Here is a 20,052-nt window from a genome sequence, read left to right as displayed (position 1 = left end):
CCCGGAGTCAGGATTGGGTTCGTCACGTGATAGCGCCCAAGCCCCGGCCTCTCGGGGCGCGCCGCGCCGGGGCGGCTGCGGGCGCCTAGGCCGGCGGCCGTGCCCGCCGTGCGCCGCGCGGACACGCCACGGCCGGACCCCGACGCGACGGATGCCGCTAGACTTCGCAGAATGGACACGCCATCGGCCGCGGCGGGGCGGGCGGCTATCAGACAGCATCGGACGCCGCGGCGGCCGTGTACGGTCAAATTTGGCGGCTATCGGACGGTGCGTCCGTTGCGCCAGCGCCAGGCGAGCCAGCCGACAAGCGCGCCCACGGCCGCGGCGCCGACCATGCGGCCGATGTCGTGCGCCGGGTCGCCCGTTGCCGTGACGGGTAGATCGAGCATGGCGCGCACCATGGGCGTTGCGAGGATCGTCCCGGCGACGGCGCCAACGGCGATGAAAGACATCTTGTCCATTCGCCAGCTCTAGCACGCGGGACGGCGCAAACGAAAAAGCCGCCCCGGGGCGGGGCGGCTTGGCAGGTCTAGCGGGTGTCGGGGCTAGCGGTGAACGAACCACTCGACGAGGCGTGCGAGCAGCACGAACGGCAGGGCGAACAGGGCGCACACGGCAAGCGCCACGATGAGCCAGATCATAGGACGCCCATGGCGACGGCGACGGCGATGAAGGCGAGACCCGCCGTGGTGGCGGCCAGGAACTCGGCGACGGGAAGGAGAAGGGCGGAACGGGTCATGGCGTGATGGCTCCTGCGTCAGGCGACAGATCAGACGAGTTAGGCGGCGATCGCGTGCGCGTCGGAGAGATCCTCGACGACATCCCAGGCCGCACCCCAATTCGGCAGCTTCACCTCCGCGACGGGAGCGGAGCCGATACGGCCGCGACGGCAGCCGTAGGTGTCGACCTGCACGGCCCATAAAGCGACTTCGCGGGGTCGCCAGCCGTGCACCGTCTCGCGCCACACGACATAGCCTTCCGTGTGCTCGGGCAGTGAAACGCCGTCTCGCGTGGCCAGCCAACGGGCGTATTGAACCGCTTGCGCGTTGGCGCGCGGCGACTTCGGGCGTGCGCCTTGGCGGAACTGGCGTGCTTCGGCGGCGCGGTCGTTGGCGACGGCTTTACCGTACCACGACGAGGCCTTGATCCAGGCGTTACGGGCGGGTTGCTTGGGCTTGCGCATGATGGTTGCTCCTGTGTCGGGTGACGGATCAGACGGCTTGCACGACTTGGAAGCCGGCGTCGGTTAGACGGTCGTGCCAGCGACGGCCGTCCTTGTCGTGCAAAGCGTCGACGAAGGCTTGCCGGGTCTCGGCGTCGCCAGCGCGGCCGGAGATGTCATCCGGGATCTTGCGCGCGGCGGCGCCGCACGCGGCGGACGCCATGTCGTAGCCGCCGCCATGGGCGACGCCTTTGACCATTTCGACGCCGATCCAGTGGACGAAGGCGGTGACGCTGGACACGCGGCGGATCGCGACGGTGGCGACACGCTTGCCGTCTCTCAGGACAACGAAAGCGGACACGCCGCGGAAGGCCTTGTCGTGTTGATCGTAGATGATGGCGGGCATGGTGGTTGCTCCTGTGTCGGGTGACGGATCAGACAGACGGGACGAGCGGAATTGGGCAGTCGCGCGTCGTGCCGTGGATGCGGTAGTTGCGGGACGAGCCGATAGCGCAACGGCGATAGGCCTTGTCCGCCAGACGTGTTTCGTCGAGCGTGACAAGGCCTAGAACGAAGCTCGTCGGCTGGTAGCTGACGCGGCGGATGCCGTTCCATTCGCTGCAGAGCATTCCGTGGCGAAAGACGAGGCCAAGGTCGTCGTTTTCGTGAACGATTAGCGCCGCGGCCGGTGCGTCCTCAGTGGATGCCCGACACGCGCGATACCAGGTGCGGAAGGCCTTGCGCGGAGATACCGATAATAAGGGGCGGGGCTTGGCGTGGTGGAAGGTCATGGTGGGTGTCCTGTCGTGAGAGGGGGAGGCGCTTAGCGCGCCTCGATGATGCCGACCGCCAGGAAGTGCCGGCGGATCGTGTTGAGGGTCGGCATGATCGCGGAGGACTTCACGGCCGCGTAGTTCATCCGGGAGACGGCGACGCCGTCGCGGAAGCCGGTCAGGACGATGCCGGTCAGGTCGCCGGAGAGATCGCGGAAGGTGACGCTGTAGTGGGTCATGGCGTGTGTCCGTTGCGTGTGGTGACGACGGACATTTTGTCTGAACAAGCTGTGCCGTCAACCCCTCAACAGACATTTTGTCCGAAATTATGCGAGCCGGGCGGACATTTTGTCGGGCGGGTTGACGCGGCAACAGTCCGCTTGCGATAAACGGTTTACACCGTAAACCTTGCAGCCGAGGCGGAAACATGCCCGATCAATCTGGACGGCTAACCGAACAAGAGCGTTCGTTTATTGAGCACATGGTCGCGTCTGCCGACCCGGTTTATTCGGCCGAAAAGGCCGGATATGCGCATCCACGGCCATCCGCGTCCAAGCTCGTCCGGCGGCCGGAGGTGATCGCCGCGATCCGCGAAGGCGTGCTCGTCCGCCTCTACTCAGAGGGCGTGCCCGTCGCGGTGAACACGCTTTTGGAGATCGCCAGAGACGAGAAGGCGCCCAAGAATCCGCGGATCGCGGCGGCCCGGACGCTCGCGGAGATGACGCGGATGGGCGTGATCGACGGGAATGGGCTCGACAAGCCGCTGTCAGAGATGACGCGGGCCGAGCTCTCGGCCGCGAAAGATCGCGCGCTGGCCTATCTGCGGGAGCTCGACGCGCCCGTGATCGAGGGCCAGGCCATCGCCTTGCCGTCGCCGGAGCCGGAAGGCCTTTTCGACTGATTTGCGCTCAAAAAGGGCTTGTGCACGCGCTAAGTATCTGCAATCGTTGGGTATCGGATAGTACTAGAGATACTATATCACGCGGCGGACGGGGCTGGCGGGGCGATCGAGGCCCCGGGCCGGCTCGACGGCGGGCGGCTGGCCGCCGGCCGAAGGCCGGGCCCGGCCCCCGGCTACGCCCAAAACCGCGTGACGGAGACCGAGCCGGGCGCGCGTACAAAATTTCGCCGAAAAGTCGAACCGGACATATTGTCCGACGCGCCGCTCAGCCGAAAAGTCGCTCAGGTCTTCCGCAAGTGCCGATTCAGCTATGCGTTTACGCCGCCGGCAACACGGGGGCGTGGGCCCGTATTGGCGATGTCTGATACGTCACTTGACAAATCGTGAAAATCGGACACATCGTCCGCCATGCCGCGCTTCCCACTCACCGCCGCAGCTCTGGAGCATGAGGCCGAGGCGCTTGTCGTCGGCCTGCTCGACTCCCCGAGCTTCCGCAACGCCATCGAAGGGCTCGTCATGGCTTCCGTTTCCGATCTCAAGCAGGCCCTCGACGGCGCCAAGGCGTCCGTCGACAGCCTCGTCGCCCGCGTCGGCGAGAACTCCGGCTCCAACGGCATCGATCCGAAGGATCTCGACCCGATCCTCGACGAGATTTCCACGCTGCGCTCGACCGTCGAGGCGGTGACGTCCTCGCTGGAGAAGCCCGCCGCCAACGGCGCCGCGACGAATATCAGCGGGACCGGCGAGGTCGCCCCGGCTCCGGCCGTCTGATCCACGGGATCCGGCCCTTGCCTTCCAGGGTCCGGGGGCCGGATGCGGGGCTCTGCCAGTCTGCGGACTGGCGGGGCCCTTTTCAGATCAGCAGTTGTTCCAGACGATCTCTCGGATCGTCTGCCCGTCCGGTTCGGTGGTGACTGTTCGGCGGCAGGCCGACAGGGCCGCAGGCGGGCCGAAAATGTAGGTCGTCGCGTCGATCTTGGTCGGAGCGAGGGAGTGAGCGGCAGCATAGTCGCGGACGGACTTTCCAAGCCATGAGCGCTCTGTGGATTCGGTGCGCTCGGCACGGGTCTGACACCCGGCGAGCACGAACGCCGACAGGACGAGCAGCAGGGATCTCACAGGCAGCCTCAAGAGCGCGGTTTGTGCAGCACTAAGGAAGCTATCTCATGGCGATGACCCGGACCAGCCTGACGAGCCGCGTGTGGGTCGATCTCGGCCCCGTCCCCCTGACGGTGCTGACCCTGGACGATCGGCAGCCCGCCCTCGTTGTCGTCGCGGACGCGATGCCGTCGACCCTCGACGTTCCGGGCATCACCGTGTCGAGCCGGAGCGAATCCGGCGTGCCGGTCCTCGGTAACAGCGGGCAGCGCGCCTACGGGCGGGCCCTGAACTTCTCGACCGCCGTGACGGTCCTGCCCTATTCCGGCGGCGGCGCGGCGGGCTCCGGGCCGTCGAACCAGCGACCGCCGATTCCAGCGACCGGCGTGGTCTTCTACTTCGACACCGACCTGAACAAGCTGCTCTACGGGCGCGGGACGCACTTCTACGACGCGACGAACGCCCAGGTCGCCGACGTGACGCCCGCGCTGACGATCAGCGGCACGCCTCCGGCCGCCACAGTGGGGACGCCCTACAGCTTCACGCCCACCGTCAGCGGCGGGTCCGGCACGAAGACCTACAGCACGACCGGCACCCTGCCTACGGGCCTGTCGTTCTCGACGACCTCGGGCACGATTTCGGGCACGCCGACGACCGCCGGCACGTCGACCCTTGGCATTACCGTCACGGACAGTTCCGGGTCGGCGACGCTCTCGGGGCTCTCGCTCGTCGTCAGCGCCGCAGGCGGCGCGCCGACGCTGAACACCCTCACGCCGCTGTTCACCTCGGGGCGAGTGGGCTTGTCCTTCAGCGCCAGGATCAATGGGCTCACGGCGGGCTCGTCGCTGGCGCTGACCGGCGCGGGCGCGGCCGGGCTGTCGGTCTCTGGCGCCTACGTCACCGGGACGCCGACCACGCCGGGTCCGGTCAACCTCGTCGAGACCCTGGCGGGGGCGATGAACAGTCCGAACACGACGAACGGCGCGATCGCCGTGGCGGCCGGCACCGCAGCGGCGCCCTCTCCACTCTCGATTTCGGGCGCGGCCGGCACGGCGAGCGTCGGCGACACCGCCACGTTCACGCCGACCATTGCCGGCGGCACGGCGCCCTATTCGGTCGCCGCGACGGGCCTGCCGCCGGGGCGCTCCATCACCAACGCCACGACCGGCCTGACGAGCGGCGCCTACACGACCGCTGGCAGTTACACCGCCACCTATACCGTCACGGACAGCGCGGGCGCGACAGCGAGCTTCAGCCGGTCGGTGACGGTCAGCGCTGCTGCGGCCACAGCGCCCGCCGCGCCGACGATCACGCTGACGCCTGGCAGTGGGCAGGTCTCGATCGCCTGGACCGATGGCGCCAGTAACGGCGCCGCGATCACCAGCCACAAGCTCTATCGCGGCACCGTGTCGGGCTCGCGCGCACTTGTCGGGACGATCTCGACGGCCAGCCCCTACGTCGACACGGGGTTAACGAATGGGACGACCTATTACTATTCGCTCTCGGCCGTGAACTCGGCCGGCGAGGGTGCGCAGTCGAGCGAGGCGTCTACCACGCCAGTCGCGGCGGCGCAGGCCCTCAACACGATCTACACCTCGGGCCTGCTCACCAACGGGCTGGCGTCCTCGGGCATCATCAATGGCGCGACGCCCGGCTCGACCATCACGAGCAACTTGGCCGGGCTCACGGTCAACTCGGCGGCGCGGACCTATTCGTGGGACGGCACGGGCGCGGCGGGCTCGACGGCCAACGCCCTGACCGAGACGCCGACGAGCGGCACGGCCAAAAACAGCCCGGCCATCGTGCTCGCGGCCTTCACCGGCAACCTTCGGCCCTCCGGCCGCCTGTTCTTCTCGGGCGACCCGATGCTGTTCGCGATCAACGCGGGCTACGCCACCACGTCGGTGCTGCGGGTGTCCTCGGATGGGGGCGAGACGATCACCGTGGGCGCGGACAACAAGGGCTATCCTCTGGCCGTTGGCACAGCCCCCGTGGTCACGCAGCTCACCGTCCGCACCCTCACCATCACCGAGCTCAAGTCGGACAGCACCACGTCCGTCTCGACGGCCCAGATCCTCATCGTCCCGGCGCCGGTCGTGCCTACCGCCCTGGCGAAGGCGACGGCGAGCAAGCTGGTTGCCGCGAACGCCAACCGGAAGGCCCTCGTGGTCGCGCCGACGCCGCCCACCCTGTCGATCAACCTCGGCGCCTCGACGGTTAACAGCCGATCGCTGGCGGCAGGCGGGGCCATCGCGCTGACGGCGGCCTACAACTTTGGGTCCGGCCCCGGCGGTAACGCTACCCCTGGCATCGCCAACGGGGCGAACATCTACGCCGATACGACGGCGGGTCTCGGAAGCAACACCTACGGCAACGGCATGTCGAAGGCGTTTGTGTTTACGGGTAGTATCGGTTCGCATTTCGACTTCAAGTTGGCGTACTCGGGAACAAACCTGACCGGGGCGAACCAAGTGCTAATTGTCTACACGGACGATGCGGATAGCGTCGTCCCGCAGTGGTACAAAGCGACGTCCCGGCAGATGGGATACAAGTCGCAGACTTCGTACTTCGATGTTCAATTCAACACTGCGTATCCAGGCGCGAACAAGCGCGCAGTCGCGATTTTCGTACCGTTTTTGAACACAATTACGGGCCTGAACGTCGAGAGCGGCGCGACCGTGGCGCCCTATGCTGATGCTCGCCCGACCCACTACGACATCGGCGACAGCTTCATCTGGGGTCAGGGCGCGTTCGATCAAACGCTCGGCACTTCCGGCCACGTTATGATGGAGGGGACCTTCGGCTCCCTTCATTCCGAAAACGGTGGCCACCGCCAGAACGCCTTCTCCTACTCGGCGGGCACTTCCGGGCAGCAGGGCAAGCTCCCGGATCGTGTGGCCTCCAACCCCTATGGGTACGACGAGGTGACATCTTTCGGGCGGCGGGACATCGTAACGTTCCACGGCACGATCAACGACAGTGCGGTCCCCGGATACACCTCCGTATGGACCGGAGCGCAGAAGTTCGCCAACGAGAACGGCAACTTCCTCAACGGCACTGCCGCCCTCGGCAACTGGACCCTGCTCGGGTTGCGCCGCGCACGCTACGCCGCGCTCGATAGCCTCATCACGTTCGAGGTCGGCTTCGCGGCGCCCCCGGAACAGCAGTCCTCCTCCTACATCGCGATCCTGCGCAACGCCTTCATCACGGCCTTCGACGCAGACCCGCTCGCGGGCTTCATCGACGTCAACACCGGCAACCAGCGGTGGATGGGTGCGACCACGCAGACCACGGCGTTCACCGCGCCGATCGTCCCGTCAGGCGCTATCGGCTCCTCGCCGCTGTTCCCGCCGAACGCGACCACGCTGACCGGCTCCATCACCGGAGACGTTCTCTCGGTCGACAGCGTGTCGGCAGGCAAGATCGTCTCGAACCTCGTGCTGTCGGTCGGCGCCAGTATCCCGGTTCGCGTAGCCGAGGCGATCACGGGGACCGGGGGCGCTGGCACCTACCGCCTGGAATACGCCCCAGGCGATCAGGCGTCGGCCACTTACAGCAACGTGGCCTACGACTACTCGCATCCGCTCGATGCGGGCCATGCGGCCTTGGGCGGCTTGGTCAAGGGGCCGCTCGCGTTGTTTGTGGCGCAGAAGGCAGCGGCACTCGCGGCTTAGCTGCTTGTGTTGACCGTCAGACAGCACCGGGCTATTTCGTCCGATGTCCCGCCGAGGGTGGCGGGCGTTTCCTCCTTGATGACGACTAGCGGCGCCGAGGCATAGCGGCTTCGGCGCCGTCTTGTTTATGTCTGACGGTCGGCGTACAGATCGGACGCCATGTCGCTCATCGCCGCCATACAGCGCCTCGCGTCCTTCACTGCCTTCCAGCAGTCGCAAGGTGACGACAGCTTCCCCGGCACGCAGATCGATGCCGACCTCGACCAGACGAACAACGCCGTCAACGCGCTCGCCGCGAAGATCAGCGCCGTCGTCCGGGCGGACGGCAAGATCGCCAACGGCAGCGTCACCCGAAGCGCGCTTGCCGCCGATCTCCTCGTAGGGGTGGGCGCGGCCCGGCCCTGGGATTCGACGGCGCTCTACCTTGAGGACGACACGGTCACGCGCGGTTACAGCGTGTGGCAGGCGCTCAACGGCAACGCCGGCATCGACCCAAACACCGACGACGGCACGAACTGGACGCTCGTCGCAGACCTGTCCCAGGCGGTGACGATCGCCGCCGGAGGAGTGGGCCCATCTGCCCTGGCCGACGATGCCGTGACGCGGCGCGCCATGGCCCCCGGCGCAATCGGGACGGACGAGTTAGGCGACGCCACCGTGACGCGCGCCAAGGCCGCGCCCGGCTTCGGCCTCATGCCGATCGGCGCAGTGGTCGACTTTTCGGGTCTGACCCCGCCGAGCGGCTGGCTTTACGCCGCCGGGCAGGCGGTGTCCCGCACCACCTACGCCGACCTGTTCCAGGCCGTCTCCATGGCGTTTCAGGTCGACATCACGGCGGGGTCCACGGTCTTCGCCAACGCCTCGCGGTCCGTTCGGAACATAGGCCTGCGTGGCGCCATCGTCGAAGGGCCGGGCATTCCGCGCGGCGCTTACTTGGTCATCGATGTCGACGGCAACCTGACCTTGAGCGCCCCTGCGACCGCCTCTGCGGTGGCGGCGTCGGTTCGGCTTCTGCCCTACGGACAGGGCGACGGGTCGACGACCTTTTCGCTGCCCGACCGCCGGGGACGGGTGGCTTTCGGGCGTGACGACATGGGCGGCACGGCGGCCGGGCGGCTGGCGGCGCCGCTCGACGGCGGAAACCTCGCGTACTCGTCGGCGAGTGGAATCGGCGGCGTCAGCGCTGGCCGGGACCGCACCACCCTCACGACCGCCAATCTGCCGGCGACCCTTCCCGGTGGCGGTCAGATCACGGTGAGCTACCCGCAGCATCAGTATGAGACGCGCGCCAATCTGATCGCAGCATCGTCCGGCGCTGGAGGCACGCCGGTCGGGGACGTGTGGCAGGGCGTGGTGGGCAAGGCCACGGTCGCCCCGGGTCCGCAGACCTTCAGCTTCGGCAGCATCGACAACCCCGGCGGCGGCACGCCCTTCAGCATCGTCCCCCCGGCCGCAGTCTCGAATTTCATCATCTTCGCGGGTGTCTGAGATGCAGTCCCGGCTTCCCACCATCATCGCCACTTACGGCCAGCGGGCGGCGGCCGATCTCGCCCTGCCGCAGGTCGCGGTCGCGGGCCTGTTCGGCAATGGCGACGTCGAGAGCGCCGGCTACAACACGCTGCAGGAGATCAGCCCCGTCGTCGCGGGCTCGCGCGGCGGCTACGGCTGGATGCAATGGACCGGACCGCGGCGTCGCCAGTTCGAGGCGTGGTGCGCTACGAACGGGCTCAAGCCCAACGCCGACGAGGCGAACTACCGTTTCATGGCGCAGGAGCTTCAGGGCGCCGAGGCGAACGCTCTGCGCGCCCTGCGGGCCTGCACGACCGTCGACCAGGCCGCCACCGTCGTCTGCACGAAGTACCTGCGGCCCGGCGTGCCGCATCTCGACAAGCGGCTGGCTTCAGCGCGGCGGGCTTATGCCCTCCTGACGACGGGAGTTGGGCCCGCCCCGGCTGTCACCCCCGACGTCCCCGCCGTGCCCAAGCCCGCCCCCGGCCGCTGGTCCGAGGACGCGCTGCCGGCCTTCGAGGTTCGCGCGATCCAGCAGCGGCTCGTCGACCTCGGCTACCACATCGTCGGGCTGGCGGACGGCAAGTGGGGCGAGCGCACCACGGCCGCGATCAAGGCGCTGCAGGAGCAGGCCGCCGCCTCGAACCCCGCCATCGTGCCGGACGGCCACTATGGCCCCCAGACGCGCGCCCTGCTGGCCGATGACGCGAATCGCGCCCGCATCGCTCCGGCCCGTGCCAACATCACGGCCAAGGATCTCGCCGTCGCCGGCAATCCGGGCGTGGTGACGGGCCGCAAGATCACCTTCGCGTCGATCGCCTCGATCCTGTCGGCTCTGGGCGCGTTCGGCGTGGCGCTGGCCCAGGGCTGGACGACCAACCCGGACCTGCCCTTCCCGCTCAACCTCGCGGTCGGCTTCCTGCCGCCGGGGACGCTTCCGCTGCTGATCGTCGCCTTCAACGTCTACACGGCAGCCAAGAGCACGGGCTTGATCGGCGCCGCCGTCGAGCGGGTGCGCGAGGGCATCGACAACAGCGGCGCGCCTCAGAGCGGGCCCATCACCCTGCCGTTCGGTCTCGACAAGCTGATCCCAAGGTAGCGGTCCCTTGATGCCCCAGTTTCAGATGGAGATCAGCCTTGGCGGTGTCATTCTTATCGTCGGTCAGGCCCTTACCTTCCTCGCTTTCGTCTGGAAGCGGAGCGGGATCGAGGCCGAGCAGCGCGGCAAGATCGACCAGAACACGCAGCGGATCGTCGCGCTGGAGCGTGATCTGCCGGCTCATGTCGACCGCATCGAGAGCGACTTCGACGCGAAGATCGCCACACTCAGCGCAAGCCTTACGCTGATGCGGGAGAACCACCATGAGCTCCGGGAACACCTCGCGACCAACTACATGAAGCGCGAGGAGATCGCCGCGATGGAGCGGCGCGTGGTGGATGGTCAGAGCACGATCAATACCCGCATCGGCAAGATCGAAGATCGCCTCGACACGATGCAGAAGAATATCCTCGACGCCATTGCGGGGCTACGTGTGGAGCGGCGCCCGTGAAGGAGCCCGCCCGCCGCGTGAAGTACCGCCCCGGCGTCGAGCGGCCGGCACCCAAGCCCGGCTCGGCTGCGGCGCGTGCGGCCGAGCGTGCCCAGGTCGAGAAGGACGAGCGCGCCCGGGAGGCCAAGCGCCGCGAGGCGCAGGCGATGCTTCGCGCCGTGCAGCGCGAGGAGATCGTCATCGAGGCCCGTGAGCGGTTCATGCCGTTCGTTCGCTTCACGCAGCCGGACCACAGCGACCCCGACGACGCCACTCGGTCGAGCTACGACAACCAGCGCCACCACGACGCCGTGGCGCGGGCGCTGGAGGAGGTCGAGAAGGGCGCGATGCCCTTCCTGATCCTCACCATGCCGCCTCGGCACGGCAAGAGCGAGTTGACCACCCGGCGCTTCCCGGCCTGGATCATGGGCCGCGACCCGAAGCGTCAGGTCGTCGTCGCCGCCCACACGCAGGAACTCGCCGAGGATTTCGGCGCCGAGGTGCGGGCGATCATGTCGACCCCGCAGTACCAGCAGGTCTTCCCCCAGGTGAAATTCCGGCGCGGTGGCTCGGCCAAGGATCGGCTGCAGACCGTCCAGGGTGGGCTCGCCTTCTTCGTCGGGCGCGGGACGGCGCTCGTCGGGCGCGGCGCCGACTTCCTGATCCTCGACGACCTCATCAAGAGCGCTGAGGAGGCGCGCTCGGCGGCCGTGCGCGAGGAGACGTGGCAGTGGTTCGTGAAGGTGGCGATGACCCGCCGTATGAACGCAGGCTCTCCGGTCATCATCATCATGCAGCGCTGGCATGAGGACGATCCGGTCGGCCGCATCACGGATCCGATGAACCCGCATTACGACCCGGTGCTGGCCGCGAAGTTCAAGATCATCAACCTGCCCGCGCTCGCGGTCGACGACGATCCGCTCGGGCGCCAGCCCGGCGAGGCGTTGTGGCCGGAATCGAAGGGCCAGCCGAAGTTCGACGTCGCCTTCCTCGAGCAGCAGCGCCGCCTTGATCCCACCGGCTTCCCGGCGCTCTACCAGCAGACGCCGACCGCCGTGGATGGCATCCTGTTCAAGCGCGAGACGATCCAGCTTTACGGGCCGGACGACCTGCCGCGAGAGCTAACGCCGTACTGCACTTCGGATCACGCGGTGGGCACTGACCGGACGAAGCACGACGCGACGGTGCTGCTCGGCGGCGGCGTCGACCGTGCGGGCAACCTCTGGCTGACGGATTGCGTGTGGGAGCGGTGGCCGACCGACAAGGTCGTCGAGGCGATGCTGGCGCTCGCGGCGCTGCGCAAGCCGATCGTCTGGGGCGCAGAGCGCGGGCACATCTCGAAGTCGATCGGGCCGTTTCTGCGCAAGCGCATGGAGGAGACGGGTAACTTCTTCGCGATCCGCGAGATGACGCCGATCGGGAACAAGGAGGCCCGCGCCCAAGCCATCGCGGGCCGAGTGGCGCAGGGCAAGGTGTTCTTCCCGCGGCACGCCGTCTGGACCGAGCGGGCCATCGACGAGATGCTGAAGTTCCCGAACGGCCGCAACGACGACTTCGTGGATGCGTTCGCCTATTTCGGGCTCCTGCTTCAATCCATGTTCGCCGCCGGTCGCTCCCAGGAGGAGCGCCGCGAGGCCGAGCCGCGCACCGGGAGCTTCGCCTGGATCAAGGCGCAGCAGGCGCGCCAGGACCGTGACGCCCGGATTCGGCTCGGGGGAGGCTACTGATGTTCGGGGAAGCCGAGGACGCCGAGATCGACGTGACGGGTGCGCCTGCGCCTGCGGCCACCGATGCGGCGCCCGCCAAGGCGGACGAGCAGCGGCCGTCCGAGCAGGACATCGCCCTGCAGAAGCGCCTCTCGCGCACGATTCGGGAGGACAAGCGCCACTTCGGCCCCGCGTTCAAGCGGATGCGGCGCGACATGCGCGTGGCGATGAAGGGCCACGACAAGGAATGGGGCGAGGACAAGTACAAGGCCAATATCGTCGGGCGTCACGTCAAGGCGAAGACGGCCTCGCTCTACGCCAAGAACCCGAAGGCGGTGGCTCGTCGGGTGGAGAAGCTGGACTTCAAAATCTGGGACGAGGAGCAATCGTCCCTGATGATGGCGTTCCAGACGATCCAGGCCGCGCAGGCTGCCGCCGCGACGCCGCCGGAGCAGGCGGGCGTCGATCCGGTGACGGGCGCGCCTGCGCCCGCGCCGCAGTTGCCGCCGGGCTTCGAGCAGGCCCAGGCGCTCATCGCGGACTTCCAGCAGGGCATGGCGGCGCGCCAGGACGCGCAGAAGGTCGCCAAGACCCTGGAGAAGCTGTTCGCCCACGCGATCCGCGAGCAGCAGCCGCTCGGCTTCAAGGAGAGCATGAAGCAGACCGTGCGGCGCGCCTGCACCACGGGGGTGGGCTACGCCAAGCTCTGCTACCAGCGAACCATGGGGCCTGCGCCAGGCGTCGACTACCGGCTGAACGACAGCCGCCAGCGGCTTGCCCACCTCCAGGCGCTCATGGAGGAGCAGGCCGAGGACGAGGGCCCGGTCGCGGATCTCGAAGCCGAGGCGGCCGAGATCGAGCATATGATCGCGTCGCTTCAGGGTGAGCCTGAGATCGTCGTGTCTGAGGGGCTGGTTTTCGACTTCCCGCAGTCGACGCGCGTGATCCCGGACAAGCTGTGTCGCTCGCTCGAAGGCTTCGTCGGCGCCCGCCACCTCACGCTCGAATACCTCTACACCCCTGACGAGGTGAAGGAGATCTTCGGCGTCGATCTGGAGAAGGGCCGGTTCAAGCCGTACCGCGCGAACGGGCTAACCGCCGAGGATGCGGCGGGCGATGATACGAACCGCGAGGGGCAAGCCGATCTGTTCGAGGCGGACGACAACGACGGCGAGGAGCCGCGCGGCGACCTCGCGCTCGTGTGGGAGCACTTTGATAAGGCGGCGGGCCTCGTCTACTACATCTGCGATGGCCGCGAGGGCTTCCTGCGCGAGCCGGGGCCGCCGGACGTCTACGTGGATCAATTCTGGCCCGTCTGGGCGCTGACCTTCAACAGCGTCGAGAGCGAGGACGAGCTTTTCCCGCCGTCCGATGTCACGCTGCTGCTCGATATCCAGAAGGAGTACAACCGCAGCCGGGACGGCAAGCGCGAGCACCGCCGCGCCGCTCGGCCGCGCTGGGTCTACCCGAAGGGCGCCTTCGCGGAGGAGGATCTGGGCTGGCTCGGCTCGGCCCCCGCCTTCACGGCGACCGGGCTGCAGATGGACCCGACGAAGGACATCAAGTCGGTCCTGCAGACGGTGCCGGTGCCGGGCGTCGACCCGAACCTCTACGACGTCGGCGAGATCATGGCCGACATGCAGTATGTCGTGGGCTCATCCACGGCGATGCTCGGCGCACCGACGAAGGGCACTGCGACCGCCAACTCGATCGCGGCCGGCGCCAGCGCAACGACCGACCAAGCGTCCGTCGACGATCTCGACAACTTCCTGACCGGGCTCGTCCGGGGCGCCGGGCAGATCATGCTCCGCGAGATGTCCGAGGACACCGTCATGCGGGTCGTCGGCGTGGGCGCGGTGTGGCCCGAGATGACGCTGCAGGACATCGCGGACGAACTGTTCTTGGAGATCGAGGCGGGCTCGACCGGCAAGCCGAATCAGGCGGTCGAGATCGCGAATTGGGAGAAGATGCTGCCGTTCCTGATGCAGATGCCCGGTCTTCAACCGCCGTGGCTCGCGCGGGAGACGCTGCGGCGCCTGGACGACCGCATGGATCTCACGGGCGCCCTCGTCGACAGCCTGCCGTCCGTCGTGGCGCAAAATCGCAGCGCGCAGCCGCAGCCGGGCGATCCGGCGGCGCAGCCGGAAGGGCAGGGGCACCATGGCGCGGCCAACGGCCCGGCGGCGCCTGGCGGTCCGGTCGGCCGCGGTGCGCCCATGGGCGCGCGCACGGCGCCAGCACAGGTTTAACCAGAGGAGAGAACGATGACGGACAAGCTCAAGGGACTGCCGGTCAGCGGCTATGTCGATCAAACGCAGAGTGCGGTCGACCTCGTGAACACGAACAAGCAGATCGAGGAGGTCATTCTGCGCCGTATGGACGAGTTGGCAAAGCTGCCGGCTGGAACTGTCGACGGTCGGCATTTTGCGCTGGCGAGGACGAATATCGAGCAGGGCTTTATGTGGCTCAATCGCTCGATCTTCCAGCCGTTCCGCGTGACGCTGCCTGACGATTCGTCCGTCTGATCTGTCTTGCGACAGCGGACATTATGTCGTATCGAAGCAGAGGTTTAGAGGATCCACATGGACCCCGAAGACGAAATCCTCGACGTTTCGCTCGCCGACGCTCCGTCGACGGGCGCGGCCGAAGGGTCGGACGCTGGGGGCGCTGCCTCTCAGGATGGCGCGGGCTCGTCCGCCGCGCAGGCGAATACCGAAGACGAAGGCCTCCTTTCGGTCGTCCGCGACGCGGCGCCGAAGAAGCCCGACCCTGCGGCGGCCTCGCCAGCCGAAGGTGACGAGGCCGGGCAGCAGTCCGGCGCGGACACTCCCAAGACGCGAGACGACGAGAACTACTCGGACGTCCCGTTCAACAAGCACCCGCGGTTCCGTCAGCTTCTCAGCGAGCGGAACGGCTTCAAGGCCGATGCCGAGCGGTATCGGCAGGTCGACACCTTCATCCGCGACAACGGAATGTCCGCCCAGGAGGCGGCCGATCTGCTGACCGTGGGAGCCATGGCGAAGACGAACCCGGCGAAGGCCTGGGAACTGGCGCGCCCGTGGGTCGAGAAGGTGTTGCAGGCTGCGGGTGAGGTGCTGTCGCCGGAGTTGCAGGCGGCCGTGCAGGAAGGCCGGATGACGCAGGAGGCCGCCTACGAGGTGAGCCGAGCGCGGGCGTCCGTCAGTTCCGTGCAGGCAGCCCAGAGCTTCGAGGCGCAGCGCCGCGAGCGTTCGGCGCAGGAGGACCATCAACGGTCCATCTCCACCGCCGTTCAGTCCTGGGAAGACACGCGCCGCGAACGCGACCCGAACTTCGACGCCAAGCTCGAACCGATCCATCGCGAATTGGCGTGGCGCCACCGCAATGGGGATCTGCCGACGACGGCCGAAGCGGTCCGTGCGCAGCTTGACGACGTCTATAAGACGGTCAACGCCGCGCTCGCGCCCGCCACGCCGGCTACGCAGGCCCAGCAGCGGCAGGCTCCCCGGCAGGCGCAGAAGCCCGTCACGGGCGGATCGGTGGCTGGAGGCAACACGAAGCCCGCGCCGCGCAACATGATGGAAGTAGTCCAGCAGGCGGCGCCGTAGGCTTCGCGCATTCGGGACACGGACAATGCCGTTCACTTCGAACGAACTGGCGAACATCGCCAACTCGGCCCTCGATTATTACCTGCAGAAGGGCAAGACCGCCAAGCAGAACGTTCAGGAGAAGCCGATGATGGCTGCCTTCGAGGCGGCTGCCGGCACCTTCCCGGGCGGTAAGGGCAACGTCTCTCTGGGCGTCAAGGGCGGCCAGGGCGGCGGGTCGTTCATGGGCTACACCCACGACGATCAGGTCACGTACTACAACCCGGCGACGAACCTGCGGGTCAACTACCCCTGGAAGGAGCATCACATCGGTCTGGGCATCACTCACACCGAGCTCAAGATCGACGGCATCACCGTCACCGAGGATGGGGCCGAACAGACCACGTCCGAGAAGGACGGCCGCGAGCAGGCCGCCCTCGCGAACCTCCTCGACGGCAAGCTGGAGGACTTCGACGAGGACAAGAAGGTCTCCTGGGACAAGCTCCTGCACGGCGACGGCACCGCCGACGCCAAGGCCTTCGCGGGCATCCGCTCGATCATCCTCGACAACCCGGGAGCGGGCTCGACCGGCGGTCTGTCGCGCGTGACCTACCCGTGGTGGCGCAACCGGGCCGCGACCGCTGCGGCGGCGGCTGCTGGGACCGGACCCAATGCGATCACCTCGTCGGCTGCGAACGGTGGCACGCTGATGCAGTTCCTCCAGCGCGAGGACCGGCAGATCAAGCGCTACGCCCAGGGCGGCGTCACGCATCGCCGCTTCGCGGGCTCGGACTTCATCGACGCGATGGAGCGCGAGATCCGGGCGAACGGCAACTACAGCCTGAACGGCTTCCGCGCTGCGGGCGCCGTCGATGGCAAGATGGCCGATCCGACCTGGGACGGGAAGCAGATCATCTACGATCCGACCATGGATGATCTGGGCCTGTCCAAGCGCTGCTATACGATCGACATGCGCCGGGTCCGCTTCCTGTACATGGTCGGCGAGCGCAACAAGAAGGCGTCGCCGCCGCGGCCCTACGACCGCTACGTGATGTACCGCGGCCTCACCTCGACGGGCGTACTCATCGCGCAACAGTTGAACACCTCGGCCGTCTACGACATCGCGTAGGCGTCTGATCTGTCGCACGACGAGGCGGCGCCGCGCTGGCGCCGCCTCTCAACTTGAGGGCGCGGAGGCCCACACGAATGGACACGGCACACGCCTTCGTCGCCCTCGGCGGCGACCCCGGGAACAGCGTCCCCAAGATGGTCACACCGGCCGAAATTCTCGTGCTGCAGCGGCTTCACGGAACCGATGCGGTCCACGACATTCTGCCCGGCCCGCGCGTCGACCGCTCGAAGAAGGCCGAACTCGCGCGGCTGGCGGACATCTACCAAGCCCACACCGACGACGGGAAGCGCCACATCGAGATCATGTATCCGAGCGCCACGCTGCTCCCTGAGACGCTGGCCGAGCTCGACCTGCCGGACAACCTGTTCCGCGCCACCGAGCGGGCCCGCCCGGTGCGCACCGCCGAAGTCGCGCTCGACCAGACGCACGGTCGCCCCGGCGCCGAGGCGCGTGAGGTCGGCTGGAGCAACACGGGCTTCCAGCCGATCCGCGTGCCGGCCGATCCCGTCGATCAGCCCGAGTTCGTCGGCGGCATGGTCGATCCGCGGTCCCAGCACCAGAACGACGAGCCGCCCGGCGTCGCGATCAACGCGGCCGACGACGGCGATCTCGGCAAGCTGAAGGCCCGCGCCCAGGAGCAGGGCACCGGGCCGTTCGAGCCCGCCAACTCCCAGACGGGCGCTCGGTCGGTTGAGGACGCGGGTACCCCCGGCAGCGGAGAGAAGCCCGCCGACGTCCGGCACGCCGAGGTCACGCCGGGCGCCGGCAACGCCCTGTTTGAGTAATCGGTCATGGCGCGCGGCCAGACGCTCCTCAAGCTGCTGGACGATCTGCGGGCGGAAAGCCGCGTGTCGATGAATCCAGCCCACAACGCCCAGCAGCGTGAGACGCAAGTCCGGCTCCTGCAGCGGATGCAGGACTGGCTCTACGAGGATTTTCCCTGGCCGCATCTGCGTGTCGAGCGGACGTTCCCGGTGCAGGCCGGGCAGCGCTACTACGACCTGCCCGATGACATCGCGGTCGAGCGGATCCAGCACGTCGAGGTCCGCTACGCGACGCGCTGGTGCCTGCTCGGGACCGAGATCGGGCCCGAGCAGTATGCCGCGATCGATAGCGATGGCGGGCAAACCGGCTGGCCGGTCCGCCTCTGGCGGATCTGGGAAGACGACCGGATCGAACTGTGGCCGGTGCCCGATCAGGACGGCGACACGGTCGGCCTCGACGGCATGGTCAAGATCGTCGGCATTCGCCGGCTGCGGCCGTTCCGCGACGACGCCGACGTGTGCGACCTCGACGACCGCATGATCGTCTTGTTCGCGGCGGCCGAGATCCTGGCGGCGGCCGGCGCCAAGGACGCCAAGCTCAAGCTCGATCAGGCGACGCGCCGCTACGACACCCTGCGCGGGGAGCTTACGCCGCGCCGCCGGGTGCCGATGTTCAGGGAATGCCCACAGCGTCCACCGCTGCGCGGGATGCCTTCGGTCGACTACCGCCCGGCGGTAGCGGCCCCGACGCCCGATCCCACGCCACCGGGCGCAGTCATCGTCACGGTCGACGGAGGGCGCGAGGGGTGAGCGACGTTTCTGTCACGATTAAGAAGGTTCAGATCCGCCGGTCGTTCACGGCCGGGTATCGACCGCCGACGACCGGCGCGTTCGCTCTTGCCGAGGGCGAGACGCTGCGGAACTACGCCGATGGTGTGGACTGTCACGGTGTTGGTGACGGGACTTGGATCGAGACGGACATTCGGCCGGTTGCGGCTCAGATGACGTCAGGGCCTATTGCAGATGCGTTTCGTAGCACCGCCCACAAAGATACAGCTACGGGCGCACTAGCCGCGAGTGAAGTTCCGAAAGCGATAGCTTCTGGCATCGTTGTTACTAACAGACTTAGTGATCTTAACGCTGCGATTGCGGCGCTCTCTGCGACTTACGACCCTAGTACGCGATCCGGCGGTGGTGAAATCCTTATCCCAGCGGGAACGCTCACCGGCCAAACTGTCACCTTGCGCTCTGGCGTGAAGCTTCGGGGTCGAGGAAAGGAGCAGACCGTTTTGCGGCTGGCAAACGGGATCAACGCCGACCTCTTGCTCGGCCAGGACTTCTACGCGAACGCAGGGCAGTTGAACGATAAGGGAATTGTTGATTGGGGTATTTCCGGTCTCTGTCTTGATGGAAACAGAGCGAATAATTCCGCCGGCTCTTGTTTAGCGGCATTTGGGTACCGCTACGCAATCGATGACGTCAAAATCGTTCAGGCGGCCGAGCATGGTCTGTGGACGGACGGCGGCGCCTATGCTCAAGACAGTATGGAGGCGCGGTTCACCAACCTGCTGCTTGATACCGGCGGCAAACACGGGTGGAAAGCGGCGGGCCCGCACGACAGCTTCGCCGAAAACATTTCGATCATCGACTTCGCGCAATCCGCAGACAACATCTACAACGGCCTATCTATTGAGGGAACGATGAACGGTCGTTTCGTCAACATTCATCCGTGGCATCGAGCGACGGCAACGAACCGTATGGCATTCGCGATGCGCGATACGACTGGATCGAACCAATTCATCGCATGTCACTTTGAGGGCGCGAACATCTGTGCTTCATTCGAGGGTACGAAATCGCAGGCGGATACATGCGAGTTCTATGCCTGCTGGGGGCAGTATGTTCTAGTGGTCCGCGGCACTGAGAACCGCATTTCCGGCCTCGTCGACGCTACGGACTTGTTCGCCGGTAAGGGCAGACCTCTAAACAAACACGGCATAACCCTCGGCTTTGGGTCTGACTATTGCGCAAACAACGACGTCGTAGCTAAGGTTCGCATGGCCTATGGAGGCGCCGTGGACTTCTCAAATTCTCAAGGCGACAATGATGTACGACTGAGTGGCTATGTCGATGGAGCGGTCAGTCCAAGCTACGGGTATGTAGGAACGCCAAAGTCTTCCGATACCGGGCGCGTCAAGATCGTCGGCGCTACAAATAACCCATTTTGGACCGCGGCGTAGC

Annotated in this window: 20 protein-coding genes; 14 read left to right on the top strand and 6 right to left on the bottom strand. The window is 67.1% G+C overall.

Annotation, left to right across the window (positions count from 1 at the left end; translation table 11 throughout):
• Positions 1-257: 257 nt before the first annotated feature.
• From ACS5Q7_RS05275 to ACS5Q7_RS05255, 5 genes are all read right to left on the bottom strand, one after another.
• Complete coding sequence (locus ACS5Q7_RS05275) at positions 258-461, bottom strand: hypothetical protein (RefSeq protein ID WP_478338363.1); 204 nt, start codon at positions 459-461, stop codon at positions 258-260.
• Positions 462-778: 317 nt separating this feature from the next.
• Positions 779-1,183, bottom strand: coding sequence for a hypothetical protein (locus ACS5Q7_RS05270; protein ID WP_478338362.1), 405 nt, complete (start codon positions 1,181-1,183; stop codon positions 779-781).
• A 28-nt stretch (positions 1,184-1,211) separates the two neighbouring features.
• Complete coding sequence (locus ACS5Q7_RS05265; RefSeq protein WP_478338361.1) at positions 1,212-1,568, bottom strand: hypothetical protein; 357 nt, start codon at positions 1,566-1,568, stop codon at positions 1,212-1,214.
• A gap of 28 nt (positions 1,569-1,596) precedes the next feature.
• On the bottom strand, positions 1,597-1,953 hold the full coding sequence (locus tag ACS5Q7_RS05260; protein WP_478338360.1) for a hypothetical protein: 357 nt from the start codon (positions 1,951-1,953) through the stop codon (positions 1,597-1,599).
• Positions 1,954-1,985: 32 nt separating this feature from the next.
• On the bottom strand, positions 1,986-2,174 hold the full coding sequence (locus tag ACS5Q7_RS05255) for a hypothetical protein (protein WP_478338359.1): 189 nt from the start codon (positions 2,172-2,174) through the stop codon (positions 1,986-1,988).
• A 188-nt stretch (positions 2,175-2,362) separates the two neighbouring features.
• Between ACS5Q7_RS05255 and ACS5Q7_RS05250 the strand changes: the two genes are divergently transcribed.
• Both ACS5Q7_RS05250 and ACS5Q7_RS05245 read left to right on the top strand, forming a co-directional pair.
• On the top strand, positions 2,363-2,836 hold the full coding sequence (locus ACS5Q7_RS05250) for a hypothetical protein (protein WP_478338358.1): 474 nt from the start codon (positions 2,363-2,365) through the stop codon (positions 2,834-2,836).
• 408 nt (positions 2,837-3,244) lie between these two features.
• Positions 3,245-3,607, top strand: coding sequence for a hypothetical protein (locus tag ACS5Q7_RS05245; RefSeq protein WP_478338357.1), 363 nt, complete (start codon positions 3,245-3,247; stop codon positions 3,605-3,607).
• A gap of 87 nt (positions 3,608-3,694) precedes the next feature.
• Here ACS5Q7_RS05245 and ACS5Q7_RS05240 read toward each other — a convergent pair whose 3' ends face one another.
• A complete protein-coding gene (locus tag ACS5Q7_RS05240; RefSeq protein ID WP_478338356.1) occupies positions 3,695-3,955 on the bottom strand; it encodes a hypothetical protein in 261 nt (86 codons plus the stop codon).
• A 47-nt stretch (positions 3,956-4,002) separates the two neighbouring features.
• Here ACS5Q7_RS05240 and ACS5Q7_RS05235 point away from each other — a divergent pair, with 47 nt between their 5' ends.
• The 12 genes from ACS5Q7_RS05235 (at position 4,003) to ACS5Q7_RS05180 (ending at position 20,051) form a co-directional block, all read left to right on the top strand.
• Positions 4,003-7,608, top strand: a complete 3,606-nt coding sequence (locus ACS5Q7_RS05235; protein ID WP_478338355.1) for a beta strand repeat-containing protein — start codon at positions 4,003-4,005, stop codon at positions 7,606-7,608.
• Positions 7,609-7,767: 159 nt separating this feature from the next.
• On the top strand, positions 7,768-9,096 hold the full coding sequence (locus ACS5Q7_RS05230; protein WP_478338354.1) for a tail fiber protein: 1,329 nt from the start codon (positions 7,768-7,770) through the stop codon (positions 9,094-9,096).
• Position 9,097: 1 nt separating this feature from the next.
• Complete coding sequence (locus ACS5Q7_RS05225; RefSeq protein ID WP_478338353.1) at positions 9,098-10,216, top strand: phage tail tip lysozyme; 1,119 nt, start codon at positions 9,098-9,100, stop codon at positions 10,214-10,216.
• Positions 10,217-10,226: 10 nt separating this feature from the next.
• Positions 10,227-10,667, top strand: coding sequence for a hypothetical protein (locus tag ACS5Q7_RS05220; RefSeq protein ID WP_478338352.1), 441 nt, complete (start codon positions 10,227-10,229; stop codon positions 10,665-10,667).
• Complete coding sequence (gene terL, locus ACS5Q7_RS05215) at positions 10,664-12,373, top strand: phage terminase large subunit (protein ID WP_478338351.1); 1,710 nt, start codon at positions 10,664-10,666, stop codon at positions 12,371-12,373. The genes ACS5Q7_RS05220 and terL overlap by 4 nt, the downstream gene beginning before the upstream one ends.
• The gene (locus ACS5Q7_RS05210; RefSeq protein WP_478338350.1) at positions 12,373-14,601 is read left to right on the top strand and encodes a hypothetical protein; all 2,229 of its coding nucleotides are present in this window, start codon (positions 12,373-12,375) and stop codon (positions 14,599-14,601) included. Before terL ends, ACS5Q7_RS05210 begins: the two co-directional genes overlap by 1 nt.
• Before the next feature lie 15 nt (positions 14,602-14,616).
• Positions 14,617-14,877, top strand: a complete 261-nt coding sequence (locus ACS5Q7_RS05205; protein ID WP_478338349.1) for an Acb2/Tad1 domain-containing protein — start codon at positions 14,617-14,619, stop codon at positions 14,875-14,877.
• A 57-nt stretch (positions 14,878-14,934) separates the two neighbouring features.
• Positions 14,935-15,939 carry a hypothetical protein gene (locus tag ACS5Q7_RS05200; protein ID WP_478338348.1) on the top strand — a complete coding sequence of 335 codons (1,005 nt, stop codon included), beginning with the start codon at positions 14,935-14,937 and terminating at the stop codon, positions 15,937-15,939.
• A 25-nt stretch (positions 15,940-15,964) separates the two neighbouring features.
• Entirely contained in the window at positions 15,965-17,047 is a 1,083-nt protein-coding gene (locus ACS5Q7_RS05195) for a phage major capsid protein (protein WP_478338347.1), read from the top strand.
• A gap of 77 nt (positions 17,048-17,124) precedes the next feature.
• Positions 17,125-17,835 carry a hypothetical protein gene (locus ACS5Q7_RS05190; protein WP_478338346.1) on the top strand — a complete coding sequence of 237 codons (711 nt, stop codon included), beginning with the start codon at positions 17,125-17,127 and terminating at the stop codon, positions 17,833-17,835.
• Between the two features lie 6 nt (positions 17,836-17,841).
• Positions 17,842-18,624, top strand: coding sequence for a phage adaptor protein (locus ACS5Q7_RS05185; RefSeq protein WP_478338345.1), 783 nt, complete (start codon positions 17,842-17,844; stop codon positions 18,622-18,624).
• A complete protein-coding gene (locus ACS5Q7_RS05180; RefSeq protein WP_478338344.1) occupies positions 18,621-20,051 on the top strand; it encodes a hypothetical protein in 1,431 nt (476 codons plus the stop codon). The genes ACS5Q7_RS05185 and ACS5Q7_RS05180 overlap by 4 nt, the downstream gene beginning before the upstream one ends.
• The last annotated feature ends 1 nt before the right edge of the window (position 20,052 follow it).

The sequence above is a fragment of the Methylobacterium sp. Gmos3 genome, assembly GCF_056430985.1.
Note: the sequence above shows the minus strand (reverse complement) of the source record. Positions and strands in the feature narration are given on the sequence as shown.

What these genes read in the sequence shown, in the direction of transcription:
- ACS5Q7_RS05275 (WP_478338363.1), bottom strand. Translation starts at nt 461, where the DNA reads ATGGACAAGATGTCTTTCATCGCCGTTGGCGCCGTCGCCGGGACGATC.
- ACS5Q7_RS05270 (WP_478338362.1), bottom strand. Translation starts at nt 1,183, where the DNA reads ATGCGCAAGCCCAAGCAACCCGCCCGTAACGCCTGGATCAAGGCCTCG.
- ACS5Q7_RS05265 (WP_478338361.1), bottom strand. Translation starts at nt 1,568, where the DNA reads ATGCCCGCCATCATCTACGATCAACACGACAAGGCCTTCCGCGGCGTG.
- ACS5Q7_RS05260 (WP_478338360.1), bottom strand. Translation starts at nt 1,953, where the DNA reads ATGACCTTCCACCACGCCAAGCCCCGCCCCTTATTATCGGTATCTCCG.
- ACS5Q7_RS05255 (WP_478338359.1), bottom strand. Translation starts at nt 2,174, where the DNA reads ATGACCCACTACAGCGTCACCTTCCGCGATCTCTCCGGCGACCTGACC.
- ACS5Q7_RS05250 (WP_478338358.1), top strand. Translation starts at nt 2,363, where the DNA reads ATGCCCGATCAATCTGGACGGCTAACCGAACAAGAGCGTTCGTTTATT.
- ACS5Q7_RS05245 (WP_478338357.1), top strand. Translation starts at nt 3,245, where the DNA reads ATGCCGCGCTTCCCACTCACCGCCGCAGCTCTGGAGCATGAGGCCGAG.
- ACS5Q7_RS05235 (WP_478338355.1), top strand. Translation starts at nt 4,003, where the DNA reads ATGGCGATGACCCGGACCAGCCTGACGAGCCGCGTGTGGGTCGATCTC.
- ACS5Q7_RS05230 (WP_478338354.1), top strand. Translation starts at nt 7,768, where the DNA reads ATGTCGCTCATCGCCGCCATACAGCGCCTCGCGTCCTTCACTGCCTTC.
- ACS5Q7_RS05225 (WP_478338353.1), top strand. Translation starts at nt 9,098, where the DNA reads ATGCAGTCCCGGCTTCCCACCATCATCGCCACTTACGGCCAGCGGGCG.
- ACS5Q7_RS05220 (WP_478338352.1), top strand. Translation starts at nt 10,227, where the DNA reads ATGCCCCAGTTTCAGATGGAGATCAGCCTTGGCGGTGTCATTCTTATC.
- ACS5Q7_RS05210 (WP_478338350.1), top strand. Translation starts at nt 12,373, where the DNA reads ATGTTCGGGGAAGCCGAGGACGCCGAGATCGACGTGACGGGTGCGCCT.
- ACS5Q7_RS05205 (WP_478338349.1), top strand. Translation starts at nt 14,617, where the DNA reads ATGACGGACAAGCTCAAGGGACTGCCGGTCAGCGGCTATGTCGATCAA.
- ACS5Q7_RS05200 (WP_478338348.1), top strand. Translation starts at nt 14,935, where the DNA reads ATGGACCCCGAAGACGAAATCCTCGACGTTTCGCTCGCCGACGCTCCG.
- ACS5Q7_RS05195 (WP_478338347.1), top strand. Translation starts at nt 15,965, where the DNA reads ATGCCGTTCACTTCGAACGAACTGGCGAACATCGCCAACTCGGCCCTC.
- ACS5Q7_RS05190 (WP_478338346.1), top strand. Translation starts at nt 17,125, where the DNA reads ATGGACACGGCACACGCCTTCGTCGCCCTCGGCGGCGACCCCGGGAAC.
- ACS5Q7_RS05185 (WP_478338345.1), top strand. Translation starts at nt 17,842, where the DNA reads ATGGCGCGCGGCCAGACGCTCCTCAAGCTGCTGGACGATCTGCGGGCG.